We start from the raw sequence: 1,227 nt of genomic DNA, 5'->3' as shown, positions 1-1,227 counted from the left end.
AGCAAAGGAAACAAGCACTATGTGGAGCTTTAACAAATGAACCTTTGGATTTAAGTGGTTTATCATTAAAAAATGTTGAAGTCTTGGCTTTTTCTGAAGGAAAATTGATTGCTAAAGAGTTCGGTGAGATGTTATTTACCCATATAGGTGTTTCAGGTCCAATTATATTAACTTTATCTTCAAAAATAAATAGATTGTCAAAGGTAAAATTATATTTAGACCTAAAACCTGGTTTAACTTACGATGAATTGGATAAAAGAATATTGAGAGATTTTGATAAATTCCCCAATAAAGATATAAGAAATGCCTTGATAAATTTACTTCCAAGAGATTTAATTTTTTATGTTTTGAAAAAGTCGAATATCTCATCATATAAAAAAGTAAACCAAATTACAGGACAAGAGAGGGACAGGCTAAAAAGTTCAATAAAAAAATTTGACCTTGATTACAAATGTCTTGAAGATATAAATAGGGCTATAATTACAAGTGGGGGAATATCTGTTGATGAAATTAATCCTCATACAATGGAATCTAAAAAAGTTGAGGGACTTTACTTTGTTGGAGAAGTTTTAGATATAGATGCCTTGACAGGGGGTTTTAATATTCAACTTGCAAATTCAACTGCCTATTTGTGCGGTTCGAATATATAAGTAAAATTTGTCTTTAGATTTTCACACTAAATTTTCAAATTAATAATTGGAGGAATATGATGCAAATTGCCATAGATGGACCTGCGGGCAGTGGTAAATCAACTGTAGCAAAAAAAATAGCTGAAAAATTAAATATTATTTATATAGACACAGGTGCTATGTATAGGGCTATAACATTAAAATTAAAGGATATTGACAAAAAATTCTATGAAGAAGCCTGTAACAATACAAATATTGAATTTATTAACAATAAAATATTTTTAGATGGTAAGGATGTAAGTTCACAAATTAGAAGTGAAGAAATTTCAAAATTAACATCAGACATTTCAAAAATTGATTTTGTTAGAAAAAAACTTGTTTCAATCCAAAAAGAAATTGCTGATAAAAATTCTGTAGTTATGGAAGGAAGAGATATAACTACTGTAGTTCTTCCTGATGCAGATTATAAATTTTATTTAAATGCCAGTCCTGAAATTAGAGCAAAAAGAAGGACTCTACAATTAAAAGAAAAAGGATTAAAGGCTGATTATGAGGAAATTCTAAGAGATATAAAAAAACGTGATAATAATGATATTAA

At 28.2% G+C, this 1,227-nt stretch carries 2 protein-coding genes; both read left to right on the top strand.

The annotated features are described in order from the left end of the window. The coding region (locus HMPREF9131_RS03325; protein WP_009345342.1) for an aminoacetone oxidase family FAD-binding enzyme at positions 1–650 on the top strand (650 nt) is incomplete at its 5' end. Between the two features lie 56 nt (positions 651–706). Beyond that, positions 707–1,227, top strand: a 521-nt coding sequence (gene cmk / locus HMPREF9131_RS03320) for a (d)CMP kinase (RefSeq protein ID WP_232202581.1), incomplete at its 3' end; no start/stop codon positions are given.

Source organism: Peptoniphilus sp. oral taxon 836 str. F0141 (genome assembly GCF_000179335.1).
Taxonomy (GTDB): Bacteria; Bacillota; Clostridia; order Tissierellales; family Peptoniphilaceae; genus Peptoniphilus_A; species Peptoniphilus_A lacrimalis.
This window is presented reverse-complemented; position numbering and strand designations above follow the sequence as displayed.